Below are 20,753 nucleotides of genomic sequence, written 5' to 3' on the forward strand. Positions count from 1 at the left end.
ACCATCGTTTAGAGGATCGGCATAACCGGCACAACGCAGGCGGGGCTGGCAAAGTTCACCATCTGCACCGGACTCGCCTCTGGAAGACCTCGCTCGTCAAGGACAAAGACGGCTAGTTGATCGGAATGCTGGTTGGCCACATAGAGCTTGTGATTACCTTGGCCGGCTCTCACCACAGCGAAGTGCCGTGGCCATCTGCCTCCGCTGGAGACTTGGCGCAGGAACTCAGGAGGCCTTGCAATGCTCCTTATGTCCGGGTTGGCCGGCAGGCCAGTCACGTCCAACACCACTATTGTGTTGGGTCCCCGTACCGCGGCATAGAGCAACTTACCATCGGCCGAGAGCTCAATATGGGACGGGAAAAACTCCGCGGAAGCCGCAATCTCTGCGGCCGATTCGGCCAGTGGCACCCTGAACAGCCAGCGCCAAGAATGCCCATCCTCGCCCTGCTCCGCCGTTGGCACAGGCGCATCACCAGCCGTTGGCACAGACGCATCACCCGAGCGTGCGAGAAGGGCCCGCTGCAACACGTGAAGGTGCCCGTCCAACTCACCGGCAACCAGCAGATAGTCCCCCCGGAGCGCAACATGGCGTGGTCCCGTGCCCGGCGGAAGTTCAGCAGATACTATCCGCACCCGGGAACTGGCCGAATATTCATCCACCCTGTCGGCACCAAGATCACTTACCAAGACGGTTCCCCATGCAGTGGCTGTAACCTGGTGGGCGTGCGATTCTCCCTGCCGCCCGGACACCGGACCGCTGCCGGGGTGGGACAGGAGTTCTGGAACTTTGGCCGCAGTTCCATCCAGCAGGCCGGCAAGAGGCACCACGGCGGCAGTTCCTGATGAGTAGTTCGCTACCCATGCAGCATCGTCAACGATGGCTACGTGGCAGCTATCGGCGCCACCGCTGGAAGCCCTACCCAAAACCTCCAAGGTCTGCATGTCCAGGGCCACGACGTTGCCATGTGGCAGTTCCTCAACAGAGATCACCATGCCTTTACCGTGGTCCACGACAGACTGGTCCACGACGGAGTGGGTCATGACGGAGCGCGCCATGAAGGATGGGTTTGTCACAGCTACTGCTTCCGCCTGACGCTCCCCCACAACACCGTCGGCCAGCAGCTCATAGCGAGCAATCCCCGGTCCTGTTCCGGAGCCTGCCTCGGTATAGCCGCTGACAAGAAGTGATGGGACTGCTGTCATGGAGGGCTCCTCAGACGGTAAAAGGTACGTTTCATCCACGGTATCCCGCCCACCCAAATATGTGGTTGCATGACTCAACATCACAAGGTACTGTGCATTGCATGGTACTCAATGACACTGTCAGCACCAATCTTCGCAAGGGGGTTTTGGAGTATTGCGTACTTGCTTTGATCGGCCGCGGGGAAATGTACGGCTTAGACATTGCCAACGGCCTCCAGCGCCGGGGGCTGCTCACCAGCGAAGGAACGCTCTATCCCCTGTTGGCACGGCTGCGCCGCAACGGACTGGTGGAAACCAGCTGGCGTGAATCCGCCCAAGGCGCACCACGGCGCTACTACACGCTGACAGCCACTGGCCAGGAATCGCTCACTGCCTTTGCCAGCATCTGGGAGACCTTCAGCACCGCCGTCTCCGACACACTCGACTCATCAACCGGAGGAACACCATGAAACACGCCACCGACAGTCCGGAAGTCGGCAACTACCTGGCTGCTCTCGAAGCCCGACTTGCCCACCTGCCCGCCGATCAATCGGAGGAAATCCTGTTCGGTGTGCGCGAGCACATTGCCGAAGCAATGGCACGAGGTTCCCAATCGACGGCCGAGGTAATCGCGTCTCTGGGTAGCCCCGATGATGTGCTCACCGGTTACCTTGCGGACACTCCCCCGCCGGTCCTCCAACAGCCGATAGCCCCGCCTACGGCGCCACAGAACTACCAATCCTCAACTCTCTGGGTGGTTGCGACAGTCATCCTGCTCCCCTTTGGCGTCTTCCTTGCCGGCATCGGCTACCTGTTTGGATTGGCCGGACTGTGGATGGGGACACGGTGGAAACTCTGGGAAAAAATCATGGGAACGTTGCTTTTCCCCGGCGGGATGCTCGGTGCCTTCCACGCAACCTTCATGCCCTTCTGGGTTGCGCCCGTGTCCGTGCGGGGAGATACTGCCGAAGCCACCATCTCGAACCCTGTATTGCCCGGCATGGGCTTGATCGCTGGGGTGGCCATGATGTGCCTCCCAATTATCGTCGCAGTGTATTTGTTGGTGGTCGGCTTGCGCCGCGGCGGCAAACAACCATAAGGCACGCCCCGAATAAGCAAGGCCCTAATCATCCCCGCGCACATCCCCGGGGACATCACGTCATCGAACCGCCTAGAGATGCGGCACAATTAACCCATGAGTGCACACGAGATCATTGACATCCCCATCCGCGACGACATGATCCGCCTGGGCCAGCTGCTCAAGCTTGCCAGCCTGGTTGAAGACGGTGTGGAGGCCACCGAGCTCATCAAGAACGGCCTGGTCAAGGTCAACGGTGAGATCGACGACCGCCGCGGCCGCCAGCTCCACCATGGCGACACTGTCACCGTGAACGGAGAAAGCGTCCGCATCACCGCGGGCGGCTAGGTTCCGCAAGGATCCGGTTGCAAAGGAATCCTGCGATCAACCGATCCGTTGACTAATGGATCCACCGCACGCGCAAACGGCGGGCACCCTACTGGGGTGCCCGCCGTCGTGCTTGGTGCAGCTCCTATGTGACGCTCAGCGCCTAGGACGGATTCAGGACCTTGTACTGCAGGAATTCGCCCACATGCGCAATCTCCTGGGCATTGATGCCGTGATACATGCCCGAATACAGGACTTTAGTGAGCTTTGCGTGCCCATGCATCCAGGTGTTCGTGGCCTCGATGGCGCTCTCGGGGATCACCGGGTCAGCCTGATCGCGGCCCCAGAAAATCTCCGGTTTGCGCGCTGCCACGGCGGCATCGTCAAAGAACGGATCGCCCTCCGCATCAACCACAAATCCGGAGAGTCCCACCACGGCGGCATAATCCGCCGGCCGGTGGCGCAGCAAGGACGTTGCCATGCACATCCCCTGCGAGAAGCCCAACAAGCTCACCGAGGTGTGCTGCTCACGCACCGCATCAAGCCACAGTTCGACGGCGGCCGCGGACTCCGTCACAGCGCTCACCGAATAACTCAGATCGTTGCGCAACGGGAACCATGCGTATCCCGGCCCGGCCGCCAGCGGGGCCCTCACCGAGGCAATGGTGAAGTCGGGCGGCAGTTGAGCTGCCAACGAAAACAAATCGGCCTCATCCGCGCCATAGCCGTGGAATATCACCAGCAGGGGAGTTCGCGCACGCTCATTCTCGGGACGGGACCAAAGGACTGTAGGGGTTTCATTCATGGGCCCATCTTTCCATGCCGTGCGGGCGGGCCTTTCCTCCGAAGCGGCACGGCAAAAAAGTAGGGGGTGGCGCCACCGGCATGTTACCGGGCAGTATTAGGGTGTGAATGATTCATTGCATCAGCATCCGTGGTCCCGCTATGTCGCCTTGGGTGACTCTTTCACCGAAGGCATCGGTGACCCCGAACCGAACAGCCCCGGCGGCTACCGCGGCTGGGCGGACCGTCTTGCCGAGGAGCTCAGCCGCGGATCCGATGATTTCAAGTACGCCAACCTGGCCGTTCGCGGCCGCATGCTGGGCCAGATTCTCAATGAACAACTTGAGCCTGCGGTTGCGCTCAAACCCGATCTGATCAGCATCTCCGCTGGCGGCAATGACCTGATCCGCCCGGGTTCGGACCCCGATGCCCTGGCCGAGAAGCTTGATCGCGCCGTCGCAAAAATGGCGGCTACCGGCGCCACCGTGCTGCTCTTTAACGGCCCCGACATCCGCGATACCCCGGTCTTGGGCATGGTGCGCGGCCGGGTGGCCATCTATAACGAGAACCTGCGCACCATCGCGGCCCGGCACGACGCCGTTATTGCCGACATGTGGTCTCTGCGTGGGCTGTTGACGCCACAAATGTGGGCTGATGACCGCCTGCATTTTGCACCATTGGGGCACCACACTGTCACCATGATGGCCCTAAAGGCGTTGAACGTTCCAAATTCGCTTGTGCCTGAGGTCCCCAAGCCGCTTCCCGTGCAGAAATGGCAGACGGCGCGGGCCGAAGACCTTGTCTGGGCCAAGGCATATCTGATGCCCTGGGTGCTGCGTAGGCTCCGCCACCAATCCTCCGGCGACGGCATCACCGCCAAGCGCCCCACCCCGGGACCCGTGTTCGGGCAAGTCCACGGAAGCATTCATAGGGAATAAGCGCTCCACGAGTGGCTAGGCGTCCGGTGCCAGCTCAGCTTGAGATCCTTGGCCAAACCCACCCTCACCGATCCCGCTGCCCGCTTTTTCGTGTTTGCCGTGCAACTCGTGCCTGCCATGCTTCTCAGGGAAAGCGGCAGAGGTGGAGAACGGTTCGAAGGAATCCCCGGGCGTGGTTACGGGAGCAAGGTGCGCACCCGTGTGTTGTGGCTCCGTAGCTTGCGGATTTGTAGGGTGTGCGTCGGCGTGGTGCCGGCGAAAGAGCAGCGCTGACATTAGCGCACCGAATGCGAAGAAACCTGCTGCCCACCAATACGCCACGCTGTAGCTGTGCACGGCAGCCTGGGCCAGAACCTCGGGCGTGACCGGCAGATGCGAGGCGGCATAAGCCGTGGCTGCCGTGGCCGCAAGAGTGTTCAAAAGCGCCGTCCCAATGGACCCGCCTACCTGCTGGCTCGTGTTCACCATGGCCGATGCCACGCCGGCAAAGTCGCCCTCCACACCGTAAGTTGCTGTCTGGATGGAAGTGGGCATGATCAGACCCAAACCAAAACCGACAATCATCAGCGCGGGCAACAACCCGCCCGCATAGCTGCTCTCCAAGCCCAACCGGGTCAGAGCCACCAAGCCAATGCAGGCCACGATCATGCCTGCCGGCACCACAATTTTCGGGCCCATTTTGGGCAGCAGCAGATTCGTGGCCAGCTGCGCGGCCACAATTAGCGTGCCAATCATGGGCAGAAAACCGATACCCGCTTGTATGGGCGAATAATGCAGGGAGGTTTGCACGTAGTAGGTCACGAAGAGGAAGATCCCAAACATGCCGGCACCGGCAATCAGGACAGAGATGAAAGCGGCGCCGCGGTTACGGTCCAGCACAATCTTCAGGGGCAAGAGGGGGTGGACGGCCCGGCGCTGCCAGAGCACAAAAATACATAACAGCACGGCGGCACCCACAAGCATGCCCCAAGTCAGCGGCGAACCCCAGCCGTGGGTTTCGGCGTTGGAAAAGCCGTAAACAATGGAGAAAAGACCGGCTGAGACGAGGATGGTACCGGGCAAATCCAGCTTGGGCCGGGGTCCCCCGCCGCGGGATTTATCAATGAAAATACTCGCCATGATCACGGCGAAGAAGGCAATGACAACATTGATGTACAAGTTCCAGCGCCAGTTCAAATCTTCCGTGACAAAGCCACCCACAAGAAGCCCAACGGCGCCTCCGGCACCAGCAATGGCACCGAAGACTCCAAAAGCACGCGAACGTTCCTTGGGAATGGTGAACGTGGTGGTCAAAACTGCCAGCGCAGTGGGGGCCAGCATTGCGCCCAGCGCGCCCTGGAGGGAACGGGCAAAAATGAGCATCCCGAAGCTAGTTGAAGCGCCACCGAGAGCAGAAGCCGAAGCGAAGCCAACCAGCCCAATGAGGAACATCCGTTTGCGGCCCACCAGATCAGATAACCGCCCACCCAAGAGCAGCAAGCTGCCAAAAGCGAGCGTGTAGGCCGTGATAACCCATTGACGTTCACCGTCGCTGAAGCCCAGATCATGTTGGGCGGAGGGCAGCGCAATGTTAACCACCGTAGTGTCAAGAACCACCATGAGCTGAGCCAGGGCCACGGTGCCTAGGGTCCACCACCGCCGGCTCGAGACGAGCGCGGTAGCGCTGCCTCCGGTGATGGTGCTTTGCAGGTGTGCCATAGCCGCCACAGTAGAGGAAAAGAATGCGCACAGGGATCCTTTTTCTCTGCGAGTTCGCACTGAAAACACGTTCTGTTCATCCCGGGAGTCAAACGGCGTATCTACCAGCTTTCACGGATAGGATGAGTACGGCAACTATCTCAGCTGCCGTACTCGGAAGAGGTGTCTCGTGCCGGTCCTATTCGCGTCCGTTGCAGCGGTCAGTAGCGCCGCTTCTTCATCGTCCTCCTTCAATATCCAACCGTTTTTTGTGCTGATAATAGTGGGCATTGCTCTCTTAAGTACCTTCATCAAGGCTGCCGCCCGCAAGCGGAACAACAAACAAAACAACAATCAGTACCCTAATAATCAGCACACCCCGAATTCCGCCGGCAGAACGGGCGTTGCCCACCCGCAAATGAACGCCCCTTACGTGGGCACCTTGCTCAATGGTGTTCCGATGCGCAACTATGACACTGCGCACGGGCACCAAACCACAGGTTTCGCCAACGAGCGCATGAAGGCCGAGGCAGAGCTGAAACGCCAACTCGATGCCTTGGATGCAGCCCGCCGCAATGGCCAGGTCACCGCCGAACAATACGCGGTGCACCGCGAGGCCATCTTCAAGAACTTCTAGCACTTCAAGAACAAAAAAGTTGCTGGTCTCCCTGAACGGGGGACCAACAACTTTTTTTATGCCACTTCGGCTTTGAGCTACTGGGCCCTGAACAGGGATGCCGCTAGCAGGTCTCCCACCGCGGCCACTTCGGTCAAGAAACCGTCATGTCCAATGGGTGAATCAATGCTGGCAACCACAACATTTCCAGGCAGCGCTGCCGCGAGCTCCTCCGATTGGGTGGGGAAATACAACCTGTCGCTGTTGACCGCAGCCACCATGAATTCCACCCCTGAGGCCACTTTCAAGGCCTGTTCCAGGCTCCCCCGGCCACGGCTCGCATCGTGACTCATGAGCGCTTCGGTAATGACAATGTAACTATTCGCGTCAAAACGGCCCACCAACTTGTGCGCCTGGTGGTCCAGATAGCTCTCGATCTGGAACTGTCCCCCCACCTCCGGGGCGAGCCGCACGTGGCTAATGGTGCCGCCGTCGTCCTGGGATTTACGGCCAAACCGCTGACCCATTTCAGGCTCAGACCTGTAGGTGATGTGCGCGATCCGCCGGGCCAGTCCCAGACCTGTGGTGGGGGCAGCGCCGTCGTAATAGTCGCCGCCAACAAAATGCGGATCCTGCCGGATGGCCAGCACCTGGGCCTGGGCGAAGGCAATTTGCTCGGCAGTGCTGGAGGCACAGGAAGCGACGACGGCGCAACGGCGCACCTTTTCGGGGTACATGAGCGCCCACTCCAGTGCACGGGCACCGCCCATGGAACCGCCAATGACCGCATGCCACGAGGTGACGCCCAGGCGCGACGACAACCGGGCCTCGGCCTCGACAGAATCACGGATGGTGATGAAGGGGAACCGGGAACCGTAGGGTTTGCCGTCCTCCGCAATACTGGAGGGGCCGGTGGTTCCGTAACAGCCGCCCAGCATGTTGGCGCACACCACAAAGTACTTATTGGTGTCAATAACGGCGCAGGGGCCAACGAGGCCTTCCCACCAACCATCTTCCTCGGACTCGCCCCTGCTGACGTGCGTGCTTCCGGTCAAGGCATGTTGGATCAGCACGGCATTGTCACCGGCGGCGTTCAATGTCCCCCAGCATTCAAACGCCATGGTCACCGAGGGCAGCACGCCCCCGGCCTCTAGGGGAAGGGCGCCGATCTCGATCGAGCGCAACACACCTCCGCCTTGTCCCACAGCTGCACAGAAGTCCTCACCAACAGGTTGCGCCGCGGCAGCAGCGAACCCCGAGGACAACAAGCCCTTATCCACAGCCCGTCCCACGCGGATCACGCCGATTTTGCGGCGCGGAACCCGGCTTCAAGGTCAGCGATGATGTCTGCAACGTTTTCCAAACCCACCGACAAGCGCACCAGACCCGGCCGTACACCTGCGGCCAGCTGCTGCTCCGGCGTGAGCTGGGCGTGGGTGGTGGAAGCGGGGTGGATGACGAGGGAACGCACATCACCTAAGTTAGCCACCAGCGAGTGCAGCTCCAGGCCGTCAACAAAACGCTTGCCAGCCTCGAGCCCTCCCAAGATGTCAAAACCGATGATGGCACCAGTGCCGTTGGGGCCGTACTTGCGACCGCGCTCAAACCAAGGGCTGGAGGGAATGCCCGCGTAGGCCACAGCCTCCACGTTTTCATTTCCTTCCAGCCACTGAGCCACCGTGACGGCGTTGCTGACGTGCCGTTCCACGCGCAGGCTCAGCGTCTCGATACCCTGAGCGATCAGGAAGGCGTTGAACGGGGAAATTGCTGCTCCCAGGTCACGCAGCAACTGCACACGAGCCTTGAGAATGTAAGCGAGGTTGGCACCTAGTGCGCAGCCCACACCCAAGTCACGGGCATAGACCAGACCGTTGTAGCTTTCATCCGGGGTGTTGAAGCCGGGGAACTTCTCCGGGTTTGCAGCGAAATCAAACTTGCCGCCGTCAACAATCACGCCGCCAATGGCCGTACCGTGCCCGCCGAGGTACTTGGTGGCGGAGTGGATGACAATGTCCGCACCCCATTCCAGCGGGCGGATCAGGTACGGGGTGGCCAGAGTATTGTCCACAATCAGCGGCACACCGGCCTCGTGGGCAATCGCGCTGATGTTTTCCAGGTCAAGGACGTCCTGGCGCGGGTTGGAGACCGTCTCGCCGAAGAAGGCCTTGGTATTGGGCTGCACGGCGGCACGCCACTGATCCAGGTTATCGGGATCGGCAACGAAGGTGACCTCAATGCCGAGCTTCTTCAGCGTGTGGGCCAGCAGGTTGAACGTGCCACCGTACACGCTGGGGCTGGAGACAATATGGTCCCCGGACTCGGCAATGTTCAAGATGGCGAACGTGGTGGCGGCCTGCCCCGAGGCCAGCATCAGCGCACCAACGCCGCCTTCAAGGCTCGCGATGCGGTCTTCAACAACGGACGTGGTGGGATTGCCCAGGCGCGTGTAGATGGGCTCCAACTCGGTCAACGCGAAGCGGGCGGCAGCGCTCTCTGCGGACGGGAAGACGAAAGACGTGGTCTGATAAATGGGGAGGGCACGGGCGCCGGTGGTGGCGTCGGGCTCCTGACCTACGTGGATCTGACGGGTTTCAAATGACCAACCGTTGCTCATGGTTGTTTCCTTCACACTAGAGGCCTACGGCAAAGGCCCTCCACCGCGCCATGCGGGAAGGGCCTGAACGGATATGGCCCGCGCTTGCACCTCAAACCGGATGGTTCGGTGCCAGGTCTTCACCCGGGGCACCCCGCCGCGGAAGGAGGGTTGCCGGTCAGCAAGCCGGGGCTATTCGCTGACACTCATGACCTGCCTCCAGTGTGAAAGAATGCCCAAGATTTCGCAAGAATATGACGAGTTTATGACTTTTTGCGAATATTTGCGTGGAATTTGCGCAAGAGAGAGCTTTAGGGCGAATTAGTCACTGATATTGGAGAGATTTTTCCCCCTGCACGGCGCCCGGCAGGGTTTCGGGTGTAGATCGGGATCATTTTCCACTGGCTTGTCCGGGCGGGCCGGTAAGCGAGTGGCTACTTTCCTAGGCCTGCCCGGCGCAGGGCTTCTGCCATGGCTGTATTGGCTGTGCTGGCTGTGCTGGTGGTATTAGCCGTATTGGTGGAGGTACCCGTCCCTCTATCCCGGGGCTGCCCACCTTGGCGACCCTGCGAGCCCTGATTACCCTGCCGGCGCTGGCCGCTAGCTCCACTCTTCGGAGCCGGGCTGCCACTCTTCGGAGCCGGGCTGCCACTTGGGGGCGCACTGCGCGCAGGTGAGGGACCTCCGGACGTGCGGGAGCCGGCGTCGGGCTTGGCGTTCCTCTCCCCGGCTTGATCATCAAGGCGCAGCGTCAAAGAGATGCGTTTGCGCTCGGGCTCAACTTCTAGAACCTTTACCCGCACCACTTGACCGGATTTAACCACGGTGTGCGGGTCCGAAACGAAGCTGTTGCTCATGGCTGAGACGTGGACCAGCCCGTCCTGGTGGACACCAATATCGACGAAGGCTCCGAAGGCGGCCACATTCGAGACGGTGCCTTCTAGAATCATGCCGGGGCGCAGATCGGTGATCTTCTCAATGCCCTCAGCAAAGGTGGCAGTCTCAAAACGGGGCCGGGGGTCACGGCCAGGCTTTTGCAACTCGGAGATGATGTCAGCAACCGTGGGCAGACCAAAGTCACCGTCCACGAAGTCGGCCGGGTTCACGCCACCCACGGCCCCAACGCCTCCGGCAATATCGTGGGCCCCTGCACCCACTGCAGCGAGGATTTTACGTGCCACACCGTACGCTTCAGGGTGCACACTGGAGGCATCCAGCGGCTCCGCTCCCCCGGTGATCCGCAGGAACCCGGCACACTGCTCAAAAGCCTTGGGCCCCAACCGCGCCACCTTGAGCAGTTCGCGCCGCTTGCTGAAGGGCCCGTGCTGGTTCCTGTGAGCCACAATATTCTCGCTCAACAAGGGACCCACCCCGGCCACCCTCGCCAACAACGCAGGTGAAGCAGTATTCAGGTCCACCCCCACGGCGTTGACACAGTCTTCTACGACGGCGTCGAGGGAGCGGTCCAGCTTGGCCGGCGTCAGATCATGCTGATACTGCCCCACCCCAATGGATTTGGGTTCGATCTTGACCAGTTCGGCCAGCGGGTCCTGTAGCCGGCGAGCAATCGAGACAGCGCCGCGCAAAGACACATCCATGCCAGGCAGTTCGGCACTAGCCAAGGCGGACGCCGAATAGACGGACGCGCCAGCTTCGGAGACCACCAGCTTGGTGACTTTTCGCTCGGGATTGATCCGCTTGAGCTCAGCCACAAGTTCAGTGGCCAACCTGTCAGTTTCACGGCTCGCCGTGCCGTTGCCAATAGCAATCAACTCAACGTCATACCTTTGCGCCAGTGATACCAGGGTTGCCAGGGATTCGTTCCAGCGATTTACCGGTGCGTGCGGGTAAATGGTATCCGTTGCCGCTACTTTGCCGGTCCCGTCCACGAGCGCCACCTTGGTACCTGTGCGCAGGCCCGGATCAAGGCCCAAGGTGGAGCGGTTTCCGGCCGGGGCGGCGAGCAGAACATTGCGCAGGTTTGCAGCAAAGACCCGCACTGATTCCTCTTCTGCACTCTGGAACAAGCGCACGCGCAGGTCCACCGAGAGGCGGGTCAGGATGCGTGTGCGCCACGCCAGCTTGGCACTGGTCACGAGCCAGGAGTCGGCAGCGCGGCCGGATTCGGCAATGCCAAGTGAGTGGGCCACGGCGTTTTCATACTTGGCGCGGGCCTGCACTTGAGCGTCTGCATCGCGGGTATCACCCTCTGCCAGGTCCAGTGAGAGCACACCCTCTTTTTCACCGCGCAACAGGGCCAATACCCGGTGGCTGGGCAGGGTGTGCGGCGGCTGTGCGAAGTCAAAATAGTCTTTGAACTTCTCCCCGTCGGAGCTCTTGCCCGCCTTGACGGAGGAACGCAGCCGGCCAGTTTTCCAGAGCCGTTCACGCAGCTCGCCCACCAAAACCGCATCCTGACCAGCACGTTCAATCAGGATGGCCCGGGCGCCGGCAAGCGCGTCATCGCCTGTGTCCACGCCGCGTCCGGCATCCACGAAGGCGTCAGCCTCTACGGCCGGGAACTTTGAGGGGTCCGCCAGCAGCGCGTCGAGCAAAGGCTCCAGACCCGCTTCCCTAGCCGTATCCGCCTTGGTCTTGCGGGTGGATTTGTACGGCAGGTACAGATCCTCCAGCTCCGATTTTGTGGCGGCAGTCTCCACCGATCGGCGCAGCACCGCGCTAAGTTTGCCCAGCCCGTGGATGGTCTCCAGCACCACCATGCGGCGGGCCTCTAGCTCACGCAGATAGCGCAGCCGCTCCTCCAGATCACGCAATTGCGTGTCATCGAGGGTCCCGGTGACTTCTTTTCGGTACCGGGCAATAAAGGGCACGCTCGCGCCGTCGTCCATCAAGCCAATGGCAGCCCGCACTTGGGCGGCGCGCACACCCAACTCGGCGGCAATGGCGGTGGCTATACGCTCGGCCACGGTTGCGGCGGTGGGCAGATTCAAGGGTGCATCAGTCTCAGTCACCTTACCAATTCTGCCCCACCGGCAGAGTTCGCGCAGCACCCCAACATCAGACGTCCCATGTGACTTAGGTAACGCTAAGTCGAGCGGAATGGAACAAAGTGCCAAGATGAACTCATGCGAATGGATCATGTTTCTTACGCCAGTGAATCAGATGGATTGGCTGCCACCACGGAGCGAATCGCGACAGCCCTCGGGGTCACCGCGGTGAAGGGCGGAATACACCCGCGCTTTGGCACCCGCAATATGATCATCCCCCTGACCGATCACCATTATTTGGAAATTGTCGAGTGCCTCAACCACCCGGCCTCGGATAAGGCCCCCTTTGGACAGGCTGTCAAGGCCCGCTCCGCAGCAGGTGGTGGCTGGATGGGTTGGTGCGTCGCCGTTGACGACCTAGCCCCCTTTGAGGATCGACTGGGACGCAGCGCGGTCCCGGGCAACCGCAAATTCCCCGACGGCCAGGAACTTATCTGGCAACAGATCGGCATCAAGGGCCTGATTGCCGACCCCCAAGTCCCCTACATGCTCAAATGGGAGGGCGACCCCACCTTGCACCCTTCCCAGGCCCGTGCCGCCACCGTGCGGTTGTCCTCCTTGACCATTGCCGGCAGCGCCGAACGCGTCACAGAATGGCTCGGCGAACCCGTCGAGGCCCCTCTGGAAGACGTCGCTGTGGAATGGATCGCCCCGCGCGGCACCCCCGGCATCATGTCCGTCACCTTTGAAACGGCTAACGGCCAGGTCACCATCTAGCACTCTCACCATCAAGTACTAAGCACTAAGCCAGCAGGGCCCATCCTCCAGTGAGGGTGGGCCCTGCTGGCGTTTCTCAGTTCGCCCGGCGCGCCCACGCGTACCCGGCGCACGGTCCGCGGTCTTCGGCGCGCCCTCGCGTACCCGGCGCACAGTGCACACAGCACGCCGGGCAGAAAACATCAGCCGCCGAAGCCCAGTGCCGGGCCCAGCGTAAAGGCCGCAATGTCTACCAGCGCGTGGGCTATCACCAACGGCGCTACTCGGCCCCACTTTTTATAAACCCAGCCAAAGAGCAGGCCCATGGCAAAGTTGCCAATGAACGGGCCGAAGCCTTGATAGAGGTGATAGCTTCCCCGCAGCAATGCCGCCAGGAAGATGGCAGCCCACCAGCTTAGCCCAATCTTTGTCAACCTCCCCAGCAGGTAGCCGTTGAGAATCACTTCCTCCAGCACCCCGGCCCGGATGGCTGAGAGGATCAGTACCGGGATAGTCCACCAGTACTGATTCAGGGCGCTGGGGATGATCTCGGTGGTGATGCCCATGGCCCGGCCAGCCGCATACAGCCCTAACGATGGCACCCCAATGATGACCAGCAAGCCCAGCGCACCCAGCGCATCACGGAACGGGTGCCGCCAATCGAGCCCGATCTTTTTGAACACTGACTTGCCCGGCTCGGCCAGCAGATAAAACACCAGCATGACCGGCACCAGGGCAAAGAAGATGCCAAGAATCTGGTACGTAAAGTCAAAGAACTCGCGGTTGCTTTGGACAGTATTCAAGGTAGAAGTGCCTTGGGCTATGGGTGCCCGGCTCATTTTGTCCAGCAACGAGACCACCGAGTACACGGCCGACTGCCCCAGTGAGAGTCCCAGGACCAGCAATACTTCAATGATCAGCCGGCGCCGGGACTTACTCCCCCACTCCGCACCCCCAGCAAAATCCGCACCCCCAGCAAAATCAGGGCTTCCCACAAGTCCAGCGCCCCCGGCACGTGAGGGGGTTGGGGCTGGGACAAAAGGGCCGCCGTCGGACGCGGGAAGTACGGGACGCTGTTCACTCATATACGTAATGATGCACGGCCCAGAGCATTTGTGCACCCGGACCGCACCCCGGCTGGGATAGGGTCAGCAGATGGGTGCTCCTCGTCAAATCATCATGGTCCGTCACGGCCAGTCGGCGGCTAATGTGGACCAGAGCATTTACAACCGGCTGCCGGATTACCGGATCCCATTGACGGAGCTGGGCGTGGCCCAGGCGAAGGCAACCGGTGAGCATGTGCGCAGGCAATTGGATGGCCAAAAAGTGCGCGTCTACGTCTCACCGTATCTGCGTGCCCATCAAACCCTTGAAGCCATGAATTTGGGGGACCTCGTAGAGACCGTCATGGAAGAGCCGCGGTTGCGGGAGCAGGATTGGGCAAATTTCCAGAACCCCGCAGAGATTGCCGACCAAAAGGAACTCCGCAACGCCTACGGTCACTTCTTCTACCGCTTTCGGGAAGGCGAATCGGGCTCAGATGTTTATGACAGGGTCTCCTCCTTCATGGAAACCCTCTTCCGCCACTGGGCCCGCCCCGACTACGCTCCCAACACGTTACTGGTCACGCACGGGCTGACCATGCGGCTATTTTGCATGCGTTGGTTCCACTGGTCGGTGGAGTATTTTGAGTCACTGAACAATCCCTCCAACGCCGAAACTCGCACCCTCATCAAGGACGGCCAGCGCTACATCCTGGACGCCCCCTTTGCGCAATGGACGGCCGCCGAGCCCACCAAAACAGTCATGGACGCTCCCGAACACATTTGGTGACACAAGTGCCGCAATAGGCCACACTCCACTGGCCTAATTATATTTTTTAGTCCTTCAAAGGGTAACCTTGCCTAAGTACAGGGGCAGACCCCAGTCGCACCTTCGACGGACTCCGGAGCAACACGTGCTCGCAACATTTGTCATTGGCCTTCGTGAAGGCCTCGAAGCCGCTCTCATAGTGGGTATGATCGCAGCATTTCTGCGCCGCAATGGCGTATCCCTTCGGCCAATGTGGCTGGGTGTGGGTGCCGCGGTCCTCCTGAGCGCCCTCACAGGAATTGTGCTGGAACTAGTCTCAGCGGCGCTGCCACAACAGCAGCAAGAAGCCATGGAGACGCTCATTGGCGCCGCGGCCGTGCTGATAGTGACCTACATGATCCTGTGGATGAGCAAGAATTCGCGCTCCATGAAATCCGTTCTCGAGACGCATGCTTGGTCGGCCCTCAAGGGCGGCTCCGTCACTGCACTGGCGCTCATGGCGTTTCTGGCCGTGCTGCGAGAAGGCGTGGAAACCGCCGTCTTCATGGTTGCCGCCTTCCAATCATCCCTGAGCCCGCTGGCAGCCGGATTGGGCGCCGTGCTGGGTTTGGGCATTGCTTGCGGCATTGGCTTCCTGCTCATTCGCGGCGCCATCAAGCTCAACCTGGCCAAGTTCTTCAAAGCCACCGGCATATTTCTGGTGTTCGTGGCCGCCGGTCTGGTCATGAAATCCCTACGGACCGCGCACGAGGCCGGGTGGCTTAACGTAGGCCAAGGCACCACGATCGATCTCACCTGGCTGGCACCCAACGGCTCCGCCCGGGCCGCAATCCTCACCGGCGTGTTCGGCATCTCGCCGGATCCCCGCGTTGTGGAGCTCTTGGGCTGGGCCCTGTACCTGATCCCCATGCTGGCCTTCATCCTCTGGCCGCGCACCTGGCGACCCAGCCCGGCAGCCCTGCCGCGCGTGTACTTCGCCACTGCCGGAGCCATGGGCATTGCTGCCCTGACCCTCGCCATCGCCGCACCCCTGGCCATCCCCGCGAACTCTCTTGCTACCAGCACGACGGCGGCCATCACCTCCTCCGGTGACCCGGCAGCCACGCTGCGCGTTGCGCAGCAAAGAGACGCTTCCGGTGCCACTCTCGGAGATCTCTTTGCTTCTTGGTCCGCGCCAGCATCCCTCTCCCTCGTAGAAACAGCTAGCAACGGCACCGAAATTTCGCATGAACTCACGGGACACGGCACGGAATCTCACGCCGGGCGCACCGTCTCGGTCTTCACGAGCAAGAGCGCACCAGGCCAGAGAACTGCCGGCGAGAGCACCGAATCTGCCACCCTCACGGCCAAGGAACTGGCCACTCTCAACGGCGGCCGCATGCCGGTGGGTATCAGCGCCTCAGCCAACCCGGGCCCCTTCACCGCCTCGTGGAAGCACCAGGGCCAGATCACGCTCTGGATGGCCCAAGGGGTCATAGTGGACGCCGTCAACACTCAGGCCAGCACCCTCACCCTCACCGGTGGCGGGCTTGGCTCACCACGGACCATTGCCGTGCACAACGGGCAAGGCTGGCACGTCCCGGACGCCCAGGTTAGTTCCACCGTGGCGGCACTGAACAGTTACGAATCCGCCGCCTCAGAAAACGTTCTGTGGGCGCGGTATCTGCCAGCGCTCTTGGGCATCACCGCACTCTTCCTGGCCGTCGCAGGCCTGCGAAAGCTCCGGGCAGCAGGTACCAGCACAGCACGCGCCACAAAATCCGAAACCACCCCGCAGCGCTCGGCAGCAGCATCTTGAAAATCAGCATCTTGAAACAGCCGCTGGACGCCGTGAAATCGATCCTTTTGTAGACACCACGTTTTAGAGCATCACTTTTGCAACACACCTCATATAGACCACCAGCTTGATCTAAGGACCTCAATGACTTCCTCCCGAATCACCCGCCCCGGAGTTCCTGCCCTCTTCGCCGGAGCGGCAGTGCTAGCGCTTTCGCTGGCAGCATGCGGCGCCGCTCCCTCCTCTGGAAACTCCTCTGAGAACTCCTCTGGAAAATCGGCAGAGAGCACTTCTCAGGAGGGCGCTGCTCCCGTCAGTAATGGCGCAGCCCAGATCAACGTCAGTGTTGAGCAGGTCAACGGTGAAGAACAATGCGTGCCTGACCACGCTTTTGCACCGGCTGGCCCAGTCACCTTCACCGTAATGAACAAGGATGCCTCCGGCGTCAGCGAAGTAGAACTGCTCAGCGACAAGCGAATCCTGGGCGAGCGTGAGAACGTCATCCCCGGCCTGAAGCCTGTCAGTTTCACCGTGACCTTGGCTGGTGGCCAATACCAGCTCTACTGCCCCGGCGCCAGCACAGAGAATGTCCCCTTCACGGTGACCGGTAGTGCTGCCTCAGCCGCAGCCAACGGTGTCAGCGAACTACTCAAAGAAGGCACCAGCGGCTACGCAAAGTACGTAACAGGTCAGGTGGAGAACCTTGTCAGCGCCGTGGCGGCGCTGCAAACCGCAGTGGATGCCGGTGACGTGAACGCCGCCCAAAAAGCCTACGCAGCGGCGCGCCCCTTCTTCGAGAGGATTGAGCCCGTGGCAGAGAGCTTCCCCGATCTGGATCCGGCCCTGGATTTGCGTGTGGCCGATGTTGAACCAGGCACCGAGTGGACAGGTTTCCACCCCCTCGAAAAGGACCTCTTCGAAGCCAAAGCCATCACTGCCTCCACCAAAGCGCTGGCTGCCGGGATCGTGAAGAATGTTCACACGCTGGCATCCCTGACCAAGGAATTGGAAAACACCGGCGCCTACAAGCCCGAGGAACTGGCTAACGGCGCCAGCGGACTGCTCGAGGAGGTCCAGTCCTCCAAAATCACCGGCGAAGAAGAAGCATACTCCAAGCTGGATCTGCTGGACTTCGCCGCCAACATTGAAGGCTCACAGCAGGCATTTGAATACCTTAAGCCCGCCTTGGAAGAGATTGACGGGACCCTGAGCGCCCAAATTGAGGCCCAGTTTGAGAATGTCAACAAGGCCTTGACAGGCTACCAGGATGAGGCGGCCCTGGGCGGCTGGAAGCCCTACACGGACGAGCTCAAGAAGAGCGACGGCGCCAAGCTCACCGCACTGATCCAGGCCTTGCAGGCACCGCTGGCCAAGATCTCGGAAAAGGTAGCCACCGTCTAATGAACGAGCCCACAGCCGCCCCGGACCAACAACCCGCCCAAAAACCTGCACAACAAACACAACAGCCTGAACAGCCTGCTACACAGCAGCTTTCGCGGCGACGATTCTTTGGCGGCTCGGCAGCCGTTGCCGGTGCCGGCGGGCTGGTTTTGGGTGCTGGTGCTGCTGTGGCACTGACTGGCGCCAAGGCGCCCACGCCGCCCACCGACCTTGAACTGGTGGAGCAGCGTTCTGCCCTCACGGAACCTTTCTACGGGGAACACCAAGGAGGGATCGCCACAGCCCCGCAGGACCATCTGGTATTCACCAGCTTTGATCTGACCGCCACAACCGCCGTGGAGTTGCAGCTGGTGCTGGCCAAGTGGTCTGCGGCCATGGCACAAATGACGGCCGGGCGCCCCGTAGGGAAAGTTGAGCCCAGCCGTGAGCACGCCATTCCCGTTGACACGGGTGAGGCTACAGATTTGGGTGCCCACGGACTGACCTTGACACTGGGTTTTGGGCCCTCGCTCTTTGACGAACGGTTTGGGCTGGAGAAGTTCAAGCCCGTGGACTTTGCACAGCTGCCCGCCATGGCCGGGGAATCGCTGGATCCCGCCATGACAGGCGGTGACCTGTGTATCCAGGCCTGTTCCAACGATCCGCAAGTGGCATACCACGCGGTACGGAACCTGGCACGGATGGCCCGGACGTCCGTGCGAACAAAATGGACTGTCCTGGGCTTTGGCCGCGCCTCGGCCGGGGCGAATCAAACCACGCCGCGAAACCTCATGGGCTTCAAGGACGGCACCCGGAACATCACCAGCGACGACGACTTTGCGCAGCACGTGTGGGTCGGGGACGAGGCCGGACAACCATGGATGGTAGGCGGCAGCTACTTGGTGGCCCGCAAAATCCACATGCTCATTGAGACCTGGGACGAGGACCCCATTGGGGACCAGCAAAGCATCTTTGGCCGCACCAAGGCCGAGGGCGCACCCCTGTCAGGGGCCAAGGAACATGATGTCCCAAACTTCCATGCCGTGCACGGCGGCGCCCCTGCCATTCCAGGTGATTCACACATGGCCCTGGCCGCGCATGAAAACAATGGTGGCACCAAGATCCTGCGCCGCGGCTACAACTTCACCGATGGACTGGACTCCGTAGGCAGGCTCGATGCAGGCCTGATGTTCTTGAGCTTCCAGAAAGACCCGGAACAATTCATCTCGCTGCAGCGCAAGATGGGAAAATCGGACCGGCTCAACGAGTACATCCGGCACGTGGGCTCAGGAGTATTTGCCGTTCCGGCCGGGCTACCCGCCGCGGGTAGCTACTACGGCAAAGAATTCTTCGCCTAGACGGCTCCCGCTCAGCTATTCCCAGATCGACCCGTGAGCTAATGCCTCTTAGACACTTCTAAGCGGCATTAGCTCACGGATCGATTCGTTGGTGCGGGCTGAAACTAGACGTTTACGGGGACGCGGTTGTCCTTTTCCAAGATAGCGGAACCGTCAGCAGCACCCGGGGTAACCTCAGCACCAGCCGAAGAGCCGAAGCCGTGATCGTCGTCGTCCATATTGATTTCATCGAACGGGTCACGGCCGGCTAGGACTTCGCGGGCCTTGTCCATATCAAGCTCGTGGGTCCACTTGCCAATCAGCAAGGTGGCCACGGCGTTGCCGGTGAAGTTGGTGAGTGCGCGGCACTCGGACATGAACTTATCGATCCCCACAATCACGCCCATGCCATCGAGCAGAACCGGCTTGTGAGCGGCCAAACCGGCAGCCAGAGTTGCCAGACCGGCACCGGTGACACCGGCAGCACCCTTGGAGGCAATGACCATGAAGACCAGCAGGCCAATCTGCTCGCCAAGGTTCATCGGCAGGCCCATGGCGGTGGAGATGAACAAGGCACTCATGGTCAGGTAGATGGCGGTACCGTCAAGGTTGAAGGAGTATCCGGTGGGGACAGTGATGCCGACAACGGGCTTGGAAACACCGGCGTGTTCCATCTTGGCCATCAGTCGCGGCAGGGCCGACTCGGAGGAGGAGGTTGCGAAAATAAGCAGGTATTCGCGGCCCAGGTAACGCATCAGGGTGAAGATGTTCAGGCCAGTCACTAGACGCAGGATGGAACCCAAGATCACCACGATGAACAGTGCACACGTCAGGTAGAAGGCACCCATGAGGATGGCCATGGAACCAATGGCGGCCCAGCCCGTGGCACCTACTACTGCGGCAATGGCACCGAAGGCGCCTACCGGAGCCAGCCACATGATCATGGTCATCAGCTTGAACACTACTTTTTGAATGTGCTTGACGCCGTTGAGCACCGGCTCGCCGGCCTTGCCCAGGGACTGCACTGCGAAACCAACCATGAGGGCCAGCACCAGGGTGGGCAGTACGGGGATATCCCCGGGGATCATTTCCATCAAAAACTTCACAGTGGAGTTCTCCTCGGCGCCGCCACCGGCCTTGTAAGGCTGCAAGTGCAAACCGGCTCCCGGGTGGATGATGTTGCCCACCAGCAAACCAATAGCCAGCGCCACGGTGGACATGGTCATGAAGTACAGCAGCGCCAGGCCACCCACCTTGCCCACGGTGGCAGCCTTGGCAATGGAGCCAACACCAATCACCAAGGTGCAGAAAATGATGGGTGCAATGACCATCTTGATCAGCGCAATGAACATGGTCCCGAGCGGCTTCAGTGACTTGCCCACTTCGGGAGCAAGCAGGCCGATCGCCGCACCAAAAACCACCGCGGCGATGACCGCAATGTACAGCCAATGGGTTTTATCCAGCCGGCGTTTTGCCGGCTTGGCCGTGCTGAGGGTCCCTCGTCCTTGAGAGCTCATAGTGACTCCTTGCTTATGCGTTTTTGCTTT

At 60.9% G+C, this 20,753-nt stretch carries 18 protein-coding genes and 1 riboswitch; of the genes, 10 read left to right on the forward strand and 8 right to left on the reverse strand.

Going from position 1 to position 20,753, the window contains the following annotated elements:
• Positions 1 to 8: 8 nt before the first annotated feature.
• Positions 9 to 1,205 carry a lactonase family protein gene (locus CVS29_RS00840; RefSeq protein WP_170120856.1) on the reverse strand — a complete coding sequence of 399 codons (1,197 nt, stop codon included), beginning with the start codon at positions 1,203 to 1,205 and terminating at the stop codon, positions 9 to 11.
• A gap of 101 nt (positions 1,206 to 1,306) precedes the next feature.
• Here CVS29_RS00840 and CVS29_RS00845 point away from each other — a divergent pair, with 101 nt between their 5' ends.
• The 3 genes from CVS29_RS00845 to CVS29_RS00855 all read left to right on the forward strand — a co-directional run bounded on the left by CVS29_RS00845 (position 1,307) and on the right by CVS29_RS00855 (position 2,610).
• Entirely contained in the window at positions 1,307 to 1,654 is a 348-nt protein-coding gene (locus tag CVS29_RS00845; protein WP_179442382.1) for a PadR family transcriptional regulator, read from the forward strand.
• Positions 1,651 to 2,283, forward strand: a complete 633-nt coding sequence (locus CVS29_RS00850; protein ID WP_110104444.1) for a DUF1700 domain-containing protein — start codon at positions 1,651 to 1,653, stop codon at positions 2,281 to 2,283. Before CVS29_RS00845 ends, CVS29_RS00850 begins: the two co-directional genes overlap by 4 nt.
• A gap of 96 nt (positions 2,284 to 2,379) precedes the next feature.
• Positions 2,380 to 2,610 carry an RNA-binding S4 domain-containing protein gene (locus CVS29_RS00855; protein ID WP_110104445.1) on the forward strand — a complete coding sequence of 77 codons (231 nt, stop codon included), beginning with the start codon at positions 2,380 to 2,382 and terminating at the stop codon, positions 2,608 to 2,610.
• A gap of 142 nt (positions 2,611 to 2,752) precedes the next feature.
• Here CVS29_RS00855 and CVS29_RS00860 read toward each other — a convergent pair whose 3' ends face one another.
• Positions 2,753 to 3,394, reverse strand: a complete 642-nt coding sequence (locus CVS29_RS00860) for an alpha/beta hydrolase (RefSeq protein WP_110104446.1) — start codon at positions 3,392 to 3,394, stop codon at positions 2,753 to 2,755.
• A 103-nt stretch (positions 3,395 to 3,497) separates the two neighbouring features.
• On the opposite strand from CVS29_RS00860, the gene CVS29_RS00865 reads away from it, so the two are divergent.
• Entirely contained in the window at positions 3,498 to 4,310 is an 813-nt protein-coding gene (locus CVS29_RS00865; RefSeq protein ID WP_245931994.1) for an SGNH/GDSL hydrolase family protein, read from the forward strand.
• Positions 4,311 to 4,325: 15 nt separating this feature from the next.
• Here the strand turns inward: CVS29_RS00865 and CVS29_RS00870 are convergent, their stop codons facing one another.
• Positions 4,326 to 6,008 carry an MFS transporter gene (locus tag CVS29_RS00870; RefSeq protein WP_110104903.1) on the reverse strand — a complete coding sequence of 561 codons (1,683 nt, stop codon included), beginning with the start codon at positions 6,006 to 6,008 and terminating at the stop codon, positions 4,326 to 4,328.
• A gap of 169 nt (positions 6,009 to 6,177) precedes the next feature.
• Here CVS29_RS00870 and CVS29_RS00875 point away from each other — a divergent pair, with 169 nt between their 5' ends.
• Complete coding sequence (locus tag CVS29_RS00875; protein ID WP_110104447.1) at positions 6,178 to 6,624, forward strand: hypothetical protein; 447 nt, start codon at positions 6,178 to 6,180, stop codon at positions 6,622 to 6,624.
• Between the two features lie 77 nt (positions 6,625 to 6,701).
• On the opposite strand, the gene metX is transcribed toward CVS29_RS00875, so the two are convergent.
• From metX to CVS29_RS00890, 3 genes are all read right to left on the reverse strand, one after another.
• Entirely contained in the window at positions 6,702 to 7,808 is a 1,107-nt protein-coding gene (gene metX, locus CVS29_RS00880; protein ID WP_110104904.1) for a homoserine O-acetyltransferase MetX, read from the reverse strand.
• A 92-nt stretch (positions 7,809 to 7,900) separates the two neighbouring features.
• Positions 7,901 to 9,217 (reverse strand): bifunctional o-acetylhomoserine/o-acetylserine sulfhydrylase, encoded by a 1,317-nt coding sequence (locus tag CVS29_RS00885; protein WP_110104448.1) that lies wholly within the window; start codon positions 9,215 to 9,217, stop codon positions 7,901 to 7,903.
• A gap of 75 nt (positions 9,218 to 9,292) precedes the next feature.
• A riboswitch (SAM riboswitch) is annotated at positions 9,293 to 9,410 on the reverse strand.
• A gap of 220 nt (positions 9,411 to 9,630) precedes the next feature.
• Positions 9,631 to 12,168 (reverse strand): Tex family protein, encoded by a 2,538-nt coding sequence (locus CVS29_RS00890; protein WP_373366675.1) that lies wholly within the window; start codon positions 12,166 to 12,168, stop codon positions 9,631 to 9,633.
• Between the two features lie 114 nt (positions 12,169 to 12,282).
• On the opposite strand from CVS29_RS00890, the gene CVS29_RS00895 reads away from it, so the two are divergent.
• Positions 12,283 to 12,921, forward strand: a complete 639-nt coding sequence (locus CVS29_RS00895; RefSeq protein ID WP_110104450.1) for a VOC family protein — start codon at positions 12,283 to 12,285, stop codon at positions 12,919 to 12,921.
• A 182-nt stretch (positions 12,922 to 13,103) separates the two neighbouring features.
• Here the strand turns inward: CVS29_RS00895 and CVS29_RS00900 are convergent, their stop codons facing one another.
• Entirely contained in the window at positions 13,104 to 13,985 is an 882-nt protein-coding gene (locus tag CVS29_RS00900; RefSeq protein ID WP_110104451.1) for a CPBP family intramembrane glutamic endopeptidase, read from the reverse strand.
• Positions 13,986 to 14,055: 70 nt separating this feature from the next.
• Here CVS29_RS00900 and CVS29_RS00905 point away from each other — a divergent pair, with 70 nt between their 5' ends.
• From CVS29_RS00905 to efeB, 4 genes are all read left to right on the forward strand, one after another.
• Positions 14,056 to 14,733: a histidine phosphatase family protein gene (locus CVS29_RS00905; RefSeq protein ID WP_110104452.1), complete on the forward strand. Its 678-nt coding sequence runs from the start codon at positions 14,056 to 14,058 to the stop codon at positions 14,731 to 14,733.
• Between the two features lie 124 nt (positions 14,734 to 14,857).
• On the forward strand, positions 14,858 to 16,510 hold the full coding sequence (gene efeU / locus CVS29_RS00910; RefSeq protein ID WP_110104453.1) for an iron uptake transporter permease EfeU: 1,653 nt from the start codon (positions 14,858 to 14,860) through the stop codon (positions 16,508 to 16,510).
• A 123-nt stretch (positions 16,511 to 16,633) separates the two neighbouring features.
• Positions 16,634 to 17,890: an iron uptake system protein EfeO gene (gene efeO, locus CVS29_RS00915; protein WP_110104454.1), complete on the forward strand. Its 1,257-nt coding sequence runs from the start codon at positions 16,634 to 16,636 to the stop codon at positions 17,888 to 17,890.
• A complete protein-coding gene (gene efeB / locus CVS29_RS00920) occupies positions 17,890 to 19,227 on the forward strand; it encodes an iron uptake transporter deferrochelatase/peroxidase subunit (protein WP_110104455.1) in 1,338 nt (445 codons plus the stop codon). The genes efeO and efeB overlap by 1 nt, the downstream gene beginning before the upstream one ends.
• A 104-nt stretch (positions 19,228 to 19,331) precedes the next feature.
• Here the strand turns inward: efeB and CVS29_RS00925 are convergent, their stop codons facing one another.
• A complete protein-coding gene (locus CVS29_RS00925; RefSeq protein ID WP_110104456.1) occupies positions 19,332 to 20,723 on the reverse strand; it encodes a cation:dicarboxylate symporter family transporter in 1,392 nt (463 codons plus the stop codon).
• Positions 20,724 to 20,753: the final 30 nt, after the last annotated feature.

Source organism: Arthrobacter psychrochitiniphilus (assembly GCF_003185915.1).
Lineage (GTDB): Bacteria > Actinomycetota > Actinomycetes > Actinomycetales > Micrococcaceae > Specibacter > Specibacter psychrochitiniphilus.